This is a genomic window from Endozoicomonas sp. ALB091 (assembly GCF_049310265.1).
Classification (GTDB): domain Bacteria; phylum Pseudomonadota; class Gammaproteobacteria; order Pseudomonadales; family Endozoicomonadaceae; genus Endozoicomonas.
The window spans coordinates 133,051-147,680 of the sequence record NZ_JBLYNQ010000017.1 but is presented as its reverse complement, the minus strand read 5'-3'; the positions used below and the strand labels follow the sequence as shown (position 1 = coordinate 147,680).

The window sequence follows — 14,630 nt, the reverse complement described above, 5'->3', positions numbered from 1 at the left end:
CACTACTTTTTTAATATCTGCAACCTGAAGGAGCCTGAAATGCGATTTCTTCACACCATGCTGCGTGTTGGTAACCTGGATCGATCCATCGAGTTTTATACGGAAATTCTCGGCATGAAACTGCTGAGAAAACACGACAACGAACAGTACCAGTACACCCTCGCTTTTGTTGGCTATGCCGATGAGTCTGAGCAGGCAGTGATTGAACTCACCTACAACTGGGGCACTGATCAGTACGATCTGGGCAACGCCTTTGGCCATGTTGCCCTGGGCGCTGATGATATTTATGCCACCTGTGATGCCATCCGTAAGGCCGGCGGCAAAATTACGCGGGAACCAGGCCCGGTGCTTGGGGGGACCACTGAAATAGCGTTTGTGGAAGATCCGGATGGTTACAAAATCGAGCTGATTCAAGCCAAAGCCGCGTCTGAAGGGCTTAACGGCTAAGAGGCTGGTCGAGAATAGTGCCCGCCCGTAGCGAGGACGGCAGTTTTTGAAACTTTTTAGAAAAAAGGAGGTCAAATAGTGAGGTGCAAATTTATAACAATAAAATTCTGATGGAGGAAAACACTATGGGGCCACTATCCACTTTTATAGATCGCACTTTTATAGATCGCTATTTATTTCCCCCTGAGTGCAAATCCTGTTGTCCGATTACTGCCGGTGTTTGTGCATTGGCAGGTGGTGCGGCCGGTGGGATCACTGCGTTGTTTGCTGGTGCTAAAACGATCGAGGCATTTGGTACCGGCTTCGGGCTGGGTGCGACAATCGGGCTCACCTCAGCCACCCCGATCGCCGCTGCATGCATTGCCTGTTGTCGCGATGACAATCCAGGGGACGACACTAATATCGCTGACAATCGTGACCGAAATCCACGCCCCCTTAACTCCAGAGTGGTCATCACTCATCAGCCGCACATGACTGTGAATGTGAATAAGTTGACTTCCGGCCTTGGCTTGAGATTCCATCTTAATTATTCGGGCAGAGCACATGCACTTGCCACACATCAGCTGAGTAGCGATTATTGCGGTGGATACTACGATGGTGGACATGGTGGATGCGACAGCAGTAGACATGGCGGATGCGACAGCAGTAGACATGGCGGATGCGACAGCAGTAGACATGGCGGATGCGACAGCGGTGGCGGTGATGGTGGCTGTGGTGGTGGTGGTGGTGGTGGTGGTGGTGGTGGTGAATAAAACCCGCGAAATTCCCAATCCATAGCGCATAGTGTCTGAGTGAATATGGGTGGGGCCGCCTAATGCATAGTTTCAATGAATTTGGCGAGTACAATCTCCGTTCACCCTGAGCGGAGTCGAAGGGTGCTTGCCACGATCTATCAGAGTCCGGAGCTTCCGTCCTTCGGCAGCCTCAGGACGAACGAAGTGCAGAGGCACGACAACCCATCAAATTCATTGGAATCATGTACCAGGTGGGGCCGCCAAGGTGGGGCCGCCAAGGTGGTGCCACTGGTGCCTTCCAGACAAACCATGCCCGACCGGTGCCACAAATATAATAATCTATTGATTTATATCACTTCATTGTAACATTTCAATATCTTATAAATGCCTTGCGATAAAACCCCAGCTCAAAATTAATACTTCTGCTTTAGTGTATTCGATTCGGCAATAACGTTTGCAGAGGACCCGGACGGCTACAAAATCCAGAAAAGCAATCACAGAACCGATAAACGACATGGATGCCATAATGCCCCGTCTTCACCACCTCATCTTATTGACTGCGTTATCTTCACCTCTGATCACCGGTTGCTCTTCCGGGCAGGCCAATAGCCATGCCGCCAATTACGTTACCAACGCGGCACTGAAGGAGCTTGGCCCTGCCGGTAATGCCATTGCCATGGACCGGGAAAAGGACGTCATTGCTTTTGAGGCACTGGTTCGCATCTTAATCAAGGAAGCCAGGGTGGCCTGGGGGGGATGAGAAAAAGGCCAGCAGTAAAGAGTATGTGAAATACACCAACCACTACCGAACCCGGGTATTTGTTGATTTTGACTCCGGTAAGGTTCATGTGGAAACCCTGGATCGCACGGAAAGCAGCTTCAACCCCTATGCCGTCAGCTCGTCAAATGCCTATGGCCTGATGCAGATCATACCCAAAACGGCAGGTCGGGATGTGTTTGACAAGGTTAAAAAACTGCCCGGCCAGCCCAGCAAAAACTGGCTCTTCCAGCCCAATAACAATATTGATACCGGAACAGCGTATCTGTCGCTGCTGGAAAATCATTACCTGAAGCAGATCCGTGATCCACTGTCACGGAAATATACGATCATCTCCGCCTATAATGGCGGCGCTGGTAACGTGTTCGCCACCTTTGACCGCAACAGCCGTGACCGCGCCATACAGAAAATCAATGGCCTGAAGCCAAACCAGGTATATTGGGCGCTGACACAGAAACACCCTCGAGGAGAAAGCAGGCGTTACCTGGAAAAAGTCTCTACCGCTCAGAAGGATTTTTATCAGGGAAATATTTAGGTTGCGTTTTTCGATAACCTAAGTAGCTGGCCATATGGAATCGAATATTTCTGGCTACTTGGGCTGGTACTATGCGAGGCACAACGGAGGGAGCATAGCCGTAGCTATGTGACCGGAGTTGTAACGAAGCAGAGTGCCAGCACAAGGAGTCAGAAATATATGATTTCATATGGTTAGCTACTTATATGTTCACCTCGCTTGCTGACTCTGCCAGAGCTTTTCAGATAATTCAGCAACCGTCTCTCTACGACCAGAAACAACCCAGCCGGCCAATGCATCCGCTACATTGGGATATGGATTAGCCTCTTTACGCTGGGCGGTTTCTATAAAGTTCTTCAGATTTTCATAAGTCAGGCAATAGAACACTTCAGCCAGCTGTCGATTTTCAAGTGTATAGGCATTGGATAATTGTTCTATTTGTCCCTTGAGTGGTTTAGTCAGAATAGGTAATCCAATGTGCATGCATTCAGCGATAAGCGTAAATCCACAATTGCAAATCACCCCTCTGGATGACTGTAGACTTTCTTTAAAGCCTTTTACGCTCATTTGAAAAAACTCCGCATTACCAACAACCTCCGGTGCCCTGGGACCATAAATTTTAAAACGATATCCCGAAAATTTATTCAATAAATGAGCAACATTATCCTGATTTTCAAAGGGCAAATAGACAACAAGATGATTTTTATCCGGGCATGGTTGCATTGTTGTGTCGATGATCGGAGGCAAGATGGACTGATTGTTAAAATTAACCCAATGAAGCCCGATAGTTTCTGTGGCTGGAGCAAAGAGTTTCACCGCCAACCTTGAAATGGAAAATCTCCGCAATATGGGGACATCGAAATCAAACGAATACTGATGACCAAAGCCAACAACTGCCTTGTTAGCTAAATACCCAGCCCAGGCCGTGACCGGTTCAAAGTCAGAGATAATAAGGTCATAGTCCTTCACATTTAACGTCCAGACATCACGTATAAATCCAAAGCTGTCATGCATTAAATGTATGAATGTCTGAAAAAATTTCAAACGGCCATTTTCCGATATAACAGTAAATCCATTGCGGTGCAAATAATCACCAAACACCTCCATATCATTAAGTTTATTCTTCTGACGACCTGAAACAAGATATTGAACTTTGGCTCCACGATCGGCCAATGCTTTGGCAAGAAGACGAGAGCGTGTCAAATGACCATTACCCATTCCCTGGATACCGAATAAAATTTTCACCTCTGTCGGTTGTTCTTCACCATCGTACAGCTGTCTAATAGCCTCTTCATAATCAGATTCAGGTAAATTGTGCCGGGATAGATAATCGGAGCAACCGGACCGACGTTGTTCAATGGCATCATAGTGTGACAAAAAGGTTTTAAGTGCGTCATCTGATACAGGAAAAACAAGACGATTGATCGACAGGTGATCAGCTGTTAAATGTTGGTTAAAGTATTCAACCAAATTGTCCGTAAGAACCGTTTTAATGTGTTGATACCTGGGCGAATAAGCCCGACATATCCGATTCCATAGTTTAACAGCGTTACTTTGAGTTTCGTTACGCTGATAACTATCAAACTCTGGGCGCAATGCATTAATTGCTAATGTATTCATGGTAAATTCTCAGTAAATTTTGTGATAATTGGACTATAAATACATGCGACGCATATTCTGTAATCTTGAAATGATGTAATTATATTGAGGATCATGTATATGACACCTTCAGGAGTTCAATGCTTTTGTAATAACCTTTTCCCATCGAAGGACGAATTAAAACAGCATATAAAAGAAAAGCATCTACTACCTGCATTTAGCTGTAAATCAGTTTCGTTTTTTGAAAAAGACAAAGAAATTCCTGACAGCTCCACCTCTTTGGAATATACCAATACACTTGAAATGGCCAAAAGAATGTGTATTGAATTAATGGATTCTGAGCCAAAAGATACTGACATCTCCCTTGATCATATACGACGATGCACCCGTTTAATTCAAAGAGAAATCAGCACTATCAAATTAAAAAATAACTACTCGTCTTATTCAGTAGTAATGAGATCGCTATTACGTGGACAAAACCCTGAAATTTTCAGTCTTTTAAAATTTTATTCGATCAACATCCATGATGTTGTAGTAATTGCTTTTAATGGAAGCAGTATGCACTGTACTACAACCGCTTATTCCGATATTGATTTATATATAATTACAAAAAACACCAAGCCGGTTAAACGATTTCACGACTTTAGCCTGGATACAAAAAGATTATCAAAAAAATATCTGCCAGAATTTCGCGGTACGTGCCACAGGTTTGAAAAAAATACAGAAAAAGATATCGATATCATAATATGCTCTTTGCCTGTATTTATTTGGCAGTGCTTGAACTATAACCCTGCCGCTCTGGATTTACTGCATATTAGTGACGAGTTGATTTTATATGAGGGAAGTGATGGCTTTTTTTCAGAATTAAGAGAAAATAAAGATACATTTTACACAAATTTTTTATCCTACACTGGATTTGCAAAGGATCAAATTAAAAAACTGAAAGCTATCAATCCTGAAGAATTGACCCCTGATAAAGATCGACTGGATCAGTTATCTGACCTTCTTGAAACACTGAAAATGAACATTGCTGACAGACTTGAAGATATTTTGGAAAACATCGACGACATTGATGAATTAATTACCCGCAACACCGATAAAAGCCTGATCTATTCAATAGCAGGTTTACAATTTGATGCAGGAATTAAAGTCAAAAGGGTCATCAGACCATTAGAAAACCAGTTAAAAAAGATTAAAGAGGGTGCAACAAATAGTAAACAGTTATCGACAGTTATTCGCCTGATAACTCAGATCAAAGAGCTATACACTAATGGTCATTTTGAATACCCACTACCAAACAGTACTCTTATGATGAATTTAAAATCAGAAGCAAGCAGTGATGAAGATACTAAAAAAGTGGATGAGATGATAAACGAATTCCTGTCCCAACATAAAGAATGGTCAAAGAACAGTCGATTTGCAGATAGAGGGGATAAGGATTTCTGGAAAAAATGGCTAAAGGAAAAAAGTATTGATGAAGAAAAATAAGTAATAGCCAGCACAACAGTGACAACGTTTATGAAACACTTGGGGTAATTTGGGCGTTTTAGAAAAATATTCGGTTAACCCTGATCACATATATAAACATCACCCGCATTACTTTCACAATTTAACACCTGACGCCCCCAATGAACATATTGATTCTGTACATTTACAACACTATCCCCCAAATTAGTTCTTCCACATGCATTGACAAGCAAACTATCAACTTTAACATTTATATCTCCCATATTGGTATGAAGCCTTCCTCCGGATTTAATTCTGTAGCTACGATGGGTAACAATATCTCCCATATTAGTATGTAATTGCATTCCGCCAACAAATGACTCCGGGATTCTCAGCTGAACATTTTCATTACAATGGAGGCTCAGATTATTATTTCTGAGATTTGGTGCTCTGGATGATATAACTGACACCTGATGCTGGTTTACGGGGCATTGTCCTTTGATAAGGATATCTCCCTGATTGGTATGTATATCAATAAAATCAACATTATCTTCTCTAAACTCATATTCGCTGACAGGGGCTCTTTGACGGCCCGGAGTTGTAACCGTTACATTGTGACCAGACACAACCTCACCATTATGAATAACAAGATTTGAACCTCGAATCTGTCTTCCATTAAGATTGATACCATCTCCGGCTACTACATGGAGAAGATTACCGGCTGATCGGATGCTCATACCAATGTCAGGAAAAGAGTTCACAGAGTAAGGGCCTGAAGCTTGAAAGTTGAAGGCTCTATTGCCAAAGGAAGAGGAAATATGACCCGATTCTGAAGATGGCAAAGAATTTACATTGTCATAGCCTCCAGTATTCTCCACCATTTCATTTTGCCTGACTGGCTGGCAGGTTCTATCCGTACTTGGCGAGGCACTGGAATTAATCAGTTGTATCGCGTCATTCTGCGCCTTACCTCTACGCTTATCGATACTTGTGACGGTAGATGGAACATCGTTAAAAAGGCCTACACTTTCCTCTATTTGATTATTAATTATACGATCTTGACATTTTAAGTCATCTTGAATTGAGCCCTTAAACTCTAACCTGTGGATTGGACATTTTTTGGGATCAGGAAGTGACAGGTAGCAATCTGCGCATAAAACTTTATCACAGCAACGAGTAGACAGTGGTTTTTCATATACATCCTGACATGACAGGCATTCAAGCTTTGAAAGAAACTTTACAGCAGCAGCTTTTTCTGACCCATCTTCTGCAGATGTTAATGATTTTCGATTACCCTTTAACGACAAATAGTCAATTGTTGTCGTCTGGCTTGCACCGGCAATATTCATAGCTCTGAAACCTCTGATCCTGTTTGCTTCCTCAGACCATCAAAATTTGCTTTTTATCCCCGTCACACGAGTAAAAGACAAAGATTCAGAGGATTTGTATGCAGAAGAAAACGGATAAAACCGGGTTCCACGAAATGCGAGGCCAGATAGGAACAGAGGTATGATCATTGACAAAATCACCAACACTTCCGGAACACCAGGACTTCTATACCCTGTTCACGACAGATGGCCTTTAAACACCCGCAGCATTTGCGGATCAGTAATCGGAAACGACACAGAGACAAACCGCTCTTTAAAGTCATCCTCAGCCAAAAGAGACGCGAACAACCGCGCAATATCAGCTGCATCATGGCCAAAGATCCCACAGCCCCAGGCTCCAAGAATCAAATGTTTCACACCATTATTGGCAGCGACGGCCAGGATCTTTCTGGCACGGTTATACATTGTCTGCTGGAGAGTCTTTTGCTTGATTCCTTTGCAATAAGGCAGGTCCACTGCCGCAGCGGTGATAAACGAGATCAGGTAAGGTTCTTCCGGATTGCCGTTGTCATCTTTAAAGACTGGAACATCCGGTGAATACAAGATCGTATCAGAATAAAGTCCTCGATTGGTGTATTGATATTGGTTGTTATAAGCATACATCTGCTTTCCTGTGTCACTGTCCAGAGAAGCAAACAGTGCAGAGGCTCTTGCCAGGCTATCTTCCTGGGTGTTGGTCCCTTCCCGGAACATCCCCCCGGGCTGAACAGCAGAGGCAAAATTCAGGCAAGCCACGTGGTCTTTGCCTTCCTCCCTGACAAGCCGGTGACACGCTGCCAGAGAGGTTTCCCTGATAACCTGGATATCAGTATCGGGAAAGAAGAAACCTGCGCGGGGCTGAAGGGTAATGGCGTCGTTGGGAGCATAGAACCGGGTATTGTCAATACACCGGTCAATGATTGCTTTAAGATCTATTGTTTTGCCATGTAATCTGATCGCTTGATCGTTCAATATATCTACTGTATTCGTTGCTATTTCTCTGAACTTTGCCTGCTCTGGATTCATGGCGCATCGTTTAGGCGATGATGCCACTGTCCTGATGCTAATGGGTTTTCCTGAACGACCTGAAAGCACCTTGGCTGAGGAGGCTAACGCTCCGGCAGCGCGGAGTTTCTGCTGTTTACTCCGGCAAGATTGAGGCACTTTTACAGCAGGCTGACTGGTCACCGGTGGCATTTTATACGACCTCATTGTATAACCGATTACCCAGTATGGCCTGCTTTTTCAATTTCACAGATTTAATTATTAAAAATGAGATATCAATGAGCTATCAATGAGGTAGCGGAAATATTTTTTGGAGATCTGGCTTTCATGAACAGGCTCATCACATCCAGGAATACCTGTTTTTCACCCTTGAATGTTATCAGTTCATATTTCAGAAAATTATCCATGTTTATCATTGGATCAAAACAGAATTCAACGCCTTTACCAAGACAATAGCTTAAAGCACTGAAGACTCTCTGATCCTCAATATTTGCCTGAACTTTCGTATTAAAATCACCACTGGACGGCAAGTCCAATCTGTTTTCTCCCGGTAGCAGAATTTCCATCTTAACTCCTTTATCTTCAGGTAAAAGATACACGGAAAATAGATGTTCACTCCTCAGGGAAATACTCATCCTGGTTGTAGAGTAATCCGCTAATCTGGCACACTCAGCATGTGAAAGTTCTTTTCTGCGAAGCGAACGGATAAGTAAGTCGACTTCCTTTTGCATGGTAGTGCCATGCATAATGCCTGCTTTAAAAGTAACTGCATTTTTTCTACAGGTAACCCCGTCTATTGCCCCCTCTGGAATATGCAAAAATAGATCCGTTGACTCCCTCTTGCCTCCGTAGCCTATCGAGACATTGTACGCTCCCCCCTCCCGCTTAACAACGGTTCTATCCTCAAACCATTCAGGCTCTAATTCATCGACATGTTTTTCTAATTTATCCAAAAATTCAGATCTTTCTTTTGTCCACTGTTGCGCTAATAGCTCTTGTTGCTTTTGTAATCCCTTAATTTCATTAGGTACTTCAAAATCACCATGAGACTGGAAAAGACGGCTTATCTGCTCTTTAATGTCTTCAGCCCCTGCCACTCTATTCGCTTTAAACAACCTGGTTAATGAAGCCGATACCGCCTCTCTCTTCTCTTTGGGCACAGATTCAATCACATAAACAATTCGTTCAAAATTTGTTTTTTTTGGTTTGCGATCACTGGCAACACTGGCGAGAATTTCCAGCGTACTCACTTTTTTAGGATTCACCTGATTAATTGAGTCTTTAACTGGCTCAAGTTGTTTTGTAACAAGCCTGCCAAAAGCTGACACGACCTCTTGAACACCTGCCTCGCCCGGACTTTCTGCAACAGGATCTCCCTTACAACCAGCACATTCTGTTGTTGCACCTTCAGCAAATCTCTGACTTGATAGATGAGATACAGAAGCATCATACATAATATAAACACCTAAATTAGTTATAAAAGGTTATAGACAACCTCTTCAACCAAAAGTTCAAGATCAAGGTAAAAGGCGTTGTGATCTCACAGTAGGGTGTAAACCCGGCTTCCCGACTGGTCGGACAAGCTCAATAGGAAGTAAACAGAAAAAACTTCTCCATCCTTAACCGGCTGGGACAATGGGAAACTTGAGTAATTATTAGTACTTATTTGATGCGTAAACCCTGTCTTTTCAGCAGTTCTTCCACAATTTTGGGAACGCCTTTACCATGATTGGTAGAAGAAACAAAACTCAGTCGTTTCCGGTCAAGCTTGCCATTCTTCTGGAGGTTCGGTAGCTTCAGCAGAGCATCCACGTCCCCGGCTTTGGGAAAACCATAAGCATGACAGATAGAAGAAATGGATTTAACAACTGGAGAAAGTGCAATTGCTTTGATATCACAGTCGTCAGTACTCAAAAACTGGTTAATTTTTCGCTTCGTTTTTTGGGTCCCTTCTCCGCACAATAGCATGCTGGTAATCGTACCTGTATTCTTAACAGCATCGTTCAAATGACTAAAATAAATACCTAGCTTAGAGAACAGTTGCATCTTCGACTCATTCGGGCAGGAATGAATCAGTTTATCTAACGTGGGTTTGATGATGATGTTTCTTTTCCGGCAAAGGACCTTCAGTTGTTCTAAAGCGTTAATCGACGGATTGTGCTGGTGCTCATTTTCATGCTCTGCTCGTCCTCTTTTTGATTTCTCATCCACTGATGAACCGGCAATTTGAGACACTTTTCTCTTTAAGAGTGCTACCTCTGGAGAGGGTCCGGAGGTATCAATGGGCGGGAGGGTCAGTTCAACAGGTTCTTGTATTGATAAGTCCCGACCTGAATAGCGAGACCTCGATGGTGTGGTGCTATCAGTCACAAGAGGTAATTCTGCGAAATTTGTACCTCCCGTCGTCTGCATTAATTTATGATAAGTTCGGAACATTATCTGTAAATCTTCTTCATTAAACGACGATATTAGAATAAATATTAAGCCTGGGACAGAAGCATTCCCAAGAGGCTGTCCGAGAATAGCTGAGCAAGATGAACACTGCTGAGGGTAGTTTAGTTGAAAATAAACTGTTGCCCTGTTTTGATCAGTTCAGCCCAACAGGGCCGAACAGCCTGGTAAAAGGTGGATTAATACAATAATACTGATAATGGCCTGCACCCGAAATGCAGGCCTGTCATTTTCAGTCTAATTTTCGTCCTTTATTCGCCGCAATCCTTAACCGCAATGCATTCAGCTTAATAAACCCTTCAGCATCCCCCTGGTTGTAGGCTCCGGCATCGTCCTCAAAGGTCGCGATAGTTTCGTCAAACAGCGAGTCATCAGAACGTCTGCCAACCACCGTGACATTGCCCTTATACAATTTCAGGCGAACTTCACCATTCACGGGCTCCTGGCTTTCATCAATCATCTTCTGGAGCATTTCCCGCTCCGGTGACCACCAGTAGCCGTTGTAGATCAGTTTGGCATAGCGCGGCATCAGCTCATCTTTCAGGTGCGCCACTTCCCGGTCCAGGGTAATGGATTCAATGGCCCGGTGCGCTTTAAGCATAATGGTGCCTCCGGGTGTTTCATAACAGCCCCGGGACTTCATGCCCACATAGCGGTTCTCAACAATGTCCAGACGGCCAATGCCATTTTCACCACCAATCCGATTCAGGAAGGCAAGCACCCGGGCTGGCGTCATTGCCTCCCCATCAATGGCAACAATATCCCCTTTGCGATAGCTCAGATTCAGATAGGTCGGCACATCCGGGGCGGATTCAGGCGCTACCGACCAGCGCCACATCTCTTCTTCCGGCTCCGCCCATGGGTCTTCCAGAATGCCGCCTTCGTAGGAGATATGCAGCAGGTTGGCATCCATGGAGTAAGGCGATTTACCTTTCTTGCGCTCCACCGCAATACCGTGCTCATCGCAGTAAGCCAGCAGTTTTTCCCGTGAGTTCAGGTCCCACTCACGCCAGGGCGCAATCACCTGAACCCCCGGTTTCAGTGCATAAGCACCCAGCTCGAATCGCACCTGGTCATTCCCTTTACCGGTGGCACCGTGAGCAATGGCATCGGCACCGGTTTCATTGGCAATCTCAATCAGGCGCTTGGAAATCAGTGGCCTGGCAATGGAGGTTCCCAGCAGGTATTCACCCTCGTAAATGGTATTGGCACGGAACATGGGAAAGACAAAGTCACGGACAAACTCTTCGCGCAGATCATCGATATAGATCTGTGTAATGCCAAGGGCTTCTGCCTTGGCCCGGGCTGGCTCTACCTCTTCACCCTGCCCCAGGTCCGCGGTAAAGGTAACCACTTCACACTGATAGGTGTCTTCCAGCCATTTTGCGATCACTGAGGTGTCCAGGCCGCCGGAATAGGCCAGAACCACTTTATTAATTTTTTTCATTGCTCAACTCCAACGACATACCGCAACAGGAATCTGTCAACAGTGAAGGATAAATATTCTTTTTTTGTGAATAATAATTCATAAATAGCGCTTCGCCAAGACGCTTTCATCATTATTTGGCCTAAGCCGGAGTCAGTGTAGATAAAGCCCGGGAATCATAACATCAAAAGGCCAGAAATACGGGTTAAAGCGCTGCTTTTATGCCTCTTTTCTCAGGCCCCTACTATCAAAATGGCCTTTTTTTCGCTAGGATGCCCATCCGGTTCGATCATATATAACCGGAACAGGTACCTTCCAAAATGAGCCAATTACTGACCATTACCCGCCCTGATGACTGGCACCTCCACCTTCGTGATGGCAATGTTCTGACGGAAACGGTGGCAGCCACCGCCAGAACCTTTGGCCGGGCGATCATTATGCCCAACCTGGTACCACCGGTAACGGATGCCGATCTGGCCAGCCAGTACAAGGCGCGTATTCTCGAACAGGTATCTGCTGATTCGGCATTTCAACCATTAATGACGTTGTATCTGACCGATAAAACGTCCCCTGAAACTATCCTGAATGCCCATCAACGGGGTGATGTGGTGGCACTGAAACTCTATCCTGCCGGCGCAACCACCCATTCTGATGCCGGCGTGACAAACCTCGAGAACATTTACGGCGCTTTGGAAACCATGGCGGAGTGTGGACTGCCATTGCTGGTGCATGGTGAAGTTACCGATGCCGACATCGATATCTTTGACCGGGAAAAGACCTTTATTGACCGCCACCTGGTTAAACTGGTGGAACGCTTCCCGACCCTGAAGATCATCATGGAACACATCACCACGGCTGATGCTGCCCGATTCGTCAGTGAAGGGGGAGAAAACCTGGGGGCTACCATTACCGCCCATCATTTGTTGTATAATCGCAACCACATGCTGGTTGGTGGTATCAAACCCCATTATTACTGCCTGCCAATTCTCAAGAGAAACCGGCATCAGCAGGCGCTGCTGGAAGCCGCAGTAAGCGGCAATCGTCGCTTTTTCCTGGGAACCGACTCTGCTCCCCATGCCATTGGAGCCAAAGAGTCCCCCTGTGGATGTGCAGGCTGCTACACAGCACCGGCAGCCATTGAACTCTATGCCGAGGCCTTTGAAATGATGGGCGCTCTGGATAAACTGGAAGCCTTTGCCAGTTTCAATGGCCCCGATTTCTATGGCCTGCCCAGAAACCAGGACACCATTACCCTGGTGAAAGAGGACTGGGTCATGCCAGAATCCATTGCCTTCGGTGATAACCGGGTGAAACCTCTGAGAGCCGGAGAAACCGTATCCTGGCGGCTCAAATCATAGCCATTGGCTAAAGCAGCCGTGAGCCGAGGAAAAATCCCACTCTTGCTGCCCTAATAACCTGGTGGCAACCTGCGGTATTTTTTGACAGTTAATGAGTAAGGAGAAGCCTTTGAGGGCCGATGACAGCCACTCCATGGCCAACAGATTCCGCGGCTTTCTGCCTGTGGTAATCGATGTGGAAACCGGCGGCTTCAATGCCGCTACAGATGCACTGCTGGAAATTGCAGCCACCGTGATTGAAATGGATGAGCACGGTTTTATCCACCCGGGCCCATCGGAGTCGTACCATATCAAGCCATTCGAAGGTGCCAATATTGAGCAGGCCGCTATCGACTTTATTGGTATTAACCCCTTTCACCCGCTGCGGATTGCCATGGCGGAAGAGGAGGCCATAAACAAGATTTTCCGTTCCGTCCGTAAGGCGGTAAAAAGCCAGGGATGCAACAGGGCAGTACTGGTTGGACACAATGCGTCGTTCGACCTGGGGTTTGTCATGGCGGCAGCTGAGCGCTGTGATGTGAAACGGAATCCGTTCCATCCGTTCTCCTGCTTTGATACCGCTACGCTGGCCGGTCTGGCCTATGGACAAACGGTGCTGGCCAAAGCCTGTGTCGAAGCGGATATTGATTTTGATAAATCAGAGGCTCACTCAGCCCGTTACGATACGGAAAAAACCGCTGAGCTGTTCTGCACCATTGTGAACCGCTGGAAAGACCTGGGCGGCTGGCTCTGACAGCACCCCTTACCTGGCTGGCCTTTTTCTTAACCATGAAAAGCCAGCCACATCCCCTGATTATACCTCTTCCCTTCTATTACCCTGCTCAAGATCCAGCAGATACCTCTTCATCTCAACCCCATAGGCATAACCGGTCAGTTTACCGTTTTTTCCGATCACCCTGTGGCAGGGCACAATGATCGCCACCGGGTTGGCACCATTGGCGGCTCCCACGGCCCTGACCGCTTTGGGCCGACGGATGCTGCTGGCAATATCCTGGTAGGAACAGCTCTTGCCATAGCCAATCTGCTGTAACGCACTCCATACCTGCTGCTGAAAGTCGGTACCACGAAGATCCAGCGCCACTGTGAAGCGGGTCAACTCTCCGCGAAAGTAGGACTCCAACTCATCTCTGGCCTGAGCCAGATGACCATTAATAGCCTGTTGCACGGCAACTGATGTATGTTCAGCCGTGCTGGCTTCAGCCTGCAAGCCATGATTATTGGTACGTTTAACAGAAACAACGCCATCAGCAGAGGCCATAACGTTGAGACGCCCGACAGGTGACTCCACCCACTGACAACCGACCAGATTCTCTTTATGCATAGCGTACATAGGCGCATCACCAATTTCAGTGTATTTTGGACCAGGGTAAAATCGTGCATCCTTCAAGTAGCCAGAAACATTTGCTGCGCCATTTGCTGCACCATTTGCTGCACCATTTGCTGCACTATGCCCCGCTACTGTAGATTATGAGATTGATAAATTATCATAAAAAGCAACTGAGTCA

General features: G+C 45.7%; 15 protein-coding genes. 7 read left to right on the top strand and 8 right to left on the bottom strand.

Features of this window, described 5'->3' with window-relative positions:
* The first annotated feature begins 39 nt into the window (after positions 1–39).
* Complete coding sequence (gene gloA / locus ACO6UX_RS24585; protein ID WP_163372178.1) at positions 40–447, top strand: lactoylglutathione lyase; 408 nt, start codon at positions 40–42, stop codon at positions 445–447.
* A gap of 332 nt (positions 448–779) precedes the next feature.
* Here the strand turns inward: gloA and ACO6UX_RS24580 are convergent, their stop codons facing one another.
* Positions 780–908 (bottom strand): hypothetical protein, encoded by a 129-nt coding sequence (locus tag ACO6UX_RS24580; RefSeq protein WP_422451003.1) that lies wholly within the window; start codon positions 906–908, stop codon positions 780–782.
* Positions 909–1,029: 121 nt separating this feature from the next.
* Here ACO6UX_RS24580 and ACO6UX_RS24575 point away from each other — a divergent pair, with 121 nt between their 5' ends.
* The 3 genes from ACO6UX_RS24575 to ACO6UX_RS24565 all read left to right on the top strand — a co-directional run bounded on the left by ACO6UX_RS24575 (position 1,030) and on the right by ACO6UX_RS24565 (position 2,494).
* Positions 1,030–1,224: a hypothetical protein gene (locus ACO6UX_RS24575; protein ID WP_422451001.1), complete on the top strand. Its 195-nt coding sequence runs from the start codon at positions 1,030–1,032 to the stop codon at positions 1,222–1,224.
* Between the two features lie 483 nt (positions 1,225–1,707).
* A complete protein-coding gene (locus ACO6UX_RS24570) occupies positions 1,708–1,941 on the top strand; it encodes a hypothetical protein (protein ID WP_422451000.1) in 234 nt (77 codons plus the stop codon).
* 25 nt (positions 1,942–1,966) lie between these two features.
* Complete coding sequence (locus ACO6UX_RS24565; RefSeq protein ID WP_422450998.1) at positions 1,967–2,494, top strand: murein transglycosylase domain-containing protein; 528 nt, start codon at positions 1,967–1,969, stop codon at positions 2,492–2,494.
* A gap of 189 nt (positions 2,495–2,683) precedes the next feature.
* Here the strand turns inward: ACO6UX_RS24565 and ACO6UX_RS24560 are convergent, their stop codons facing one another.
* A complete protein-coding gene (locus tag ACO6UX_RS24560; RefSeq protein ID WP_422450996.1) occupies positions 2,684–4,093 on the bottom strand; it encodes a glycosyltransferase family protein in 1,410 nt (469 codons plus the stop codon).
* A gap of 99 nt (positions 4,094–4,192) precedes the next feature.
* Between ACO6UX_RS24560 and ACO6UX_RS24555 the strand changes: the two genes are divergently transcribed.
* The gene (locus ACO6UX_RS24555; protein WP_422450994.1) at positions 4,193–5,560 is read left to right on the top strand and encodes a hypothetical protein; all 1,368 of its coding nucleotides are present in this window, start codon (positions 4,193–4,195) and stop codon (positions 5,558–5,560) included.
* A 74-nt stretch (positions 5,561–5,634) separates the two neighbouring features.
* Here the strand turns inward: ACO6UX_RS24555 and ACO6UX_RS24550 are convergent, their stop codons facing one another.
* The 5 genes from ACO6UX_RS24550 to ACO6UX_RS24530 form a co-directional block, all read right to left on the bottom strand.
* Positions 5,635–6,867, bottom strand: a complete 1,233-nt coding sequence (locus tag ACO6UX_RS24550) for a hypothetical protein (protein WP_422450992.1) — start codon at positions 6,865–6,867, stop codon at positions 5,635–5,637.
* Between the two features lie 216 nt (positions 6,868–7,083).
* A complete protein-coding gene (locus ACO6UX_RS24545) occupies positions 7,084–7,911 on the bottom strand; it encodes a TIGR02452 family protein (RefSeq protein ID WP_422451125.1) in 828 nt (275 codons plus the stop codon).
* A 254-nt stretch (positions 7,912–8,165) separates the two neighbouring features.
* Positions 8,166–9,344 carry a hypothetical protein gene (locus tag ACO6UX_RS24540; protein WP_422450991.1) on the bottom strand — a complete coding sequence of 393 codons (1,179 nt, stop codon included), beginning with the start codon at positions 9,342–9,344 and terminating at the stop codon, positions 8,166–8,168.
* Positions 9,345–9,552: 208 nt separating this feature from the next.
* The gene (locus ACO6UX_RS24535; RefSeq protein ID WP_422450989.1) at positions 9,553–10,260 is read right to left on the bottom strand and encodes a hypothetical protein; all 708 of its coding nucleotides are present in this window, start codon (positions 10,258–10,260) and stop codon (positions 9,553–9,555) included.
* Between the two features lie 313 nt (positions 10,261–10,573).
* Positions 10,574–11,788 (bottom strand): argininosuccinate synthase, encoded by a 1,215-nt coding sequence (locus ACO6UX_RS24530; RefSeq protein ID WP_422450988.1) that lies wholly within the window; start codon positions 11,786–11,788, stop codon positions 10,574–10,576.
* A gap of 299 nt (positions 11,789–12,087) precedes the next feature.
* Here ACO6UX_RS24530 and pyrC point away from each other — a divergent pair, with 299 nt between their 5' ends.
* Together pyrC and rnt are read left to right on the top strand one after the other, a co-directional pair.
* Positions 12,088–13,125, top strand: a complete 1,038-nt coding sequence (gene pyrC, locus ACO6UX_RS24525) for a dihydroorotase (RefSeq protein WP_422450986.1) — start codon at positions 12,088–12,090, stop codon at positions 13,123–13,125.
* Between the two features lie 133 nt (positions 13,126–13,258).
* Positions 13,259–13,858, top strand: a complete 600-nt coding sequence (gene rnt, locus ACO6UX_RS24520) for a ribonuclease T (RefSeq protein ID WP_209278595.1) — start codon at positions 13,259–13,261, stop codon at positions 13,856–13,858.
* A gap of 60 nt (positions 13,859–13,918) precedes the next feature.
* On the opposite strand, the gene ACO6UX_RS24515 is transcribed toward rnt, so the two are convergent.
* On the bottom strand, positions 13,919–14,455 hold the full coding sequence (locus ACO6UX_RS24515) for a methylated-DNA--[protein]-cysteine S-methyltransferase (RefSeq protein WP_422450984.1): 537 nt from the start codon (positions 14,453–14,455) through the stop codon (positions 13,919–13,921).
* Positions 14,456–14,630 lie beyond the last annotated feature (175 nt).